General features: G+C 65.2%; 1 protein-coding gene. It reads left to right on the forward strand.

The window, feature by feature from the left end; genetic code table 11:
- Positions 1–233, forward strand: a 233-nt coding sequence (locus LU493_RS19925; RefSeq protein WP_275289521.1) for a hypothetical protein, incomplete at both ends; no start/stop codon positions are given.

Consider the following 233-nt stretch of genomic DNA (forward strand, 5'->3'; position numbering starts at 1 on the left):
CTCGACCGCTTCGATCTCGAGGTCACCGATGTGGCCGGCGAGTCCAGCGAAGACACGCTGGATATCCGTATCGAGGACACCGAGCCGAGCGCCGACGACGACAGCGCGGCTATCGGCGAGGACGCCACCTCCCCGGCGACCGGCAATGTGCTGGACAACGACACCGAGAGTGCCGATACGCCCAGCGGTGTGGTCTTTACCGATACCGGCGCGAGCTACGGCAGCTTTGTCGA

The organism is Halomonas elongata, assembly GCF_029081005.1.
GTDB lineage: Bacteria > Pseudomonadota > Gammaproteobacteria > Pseudomonadales > Halomonadaceae > Halomonas > Halomonas elongata_B.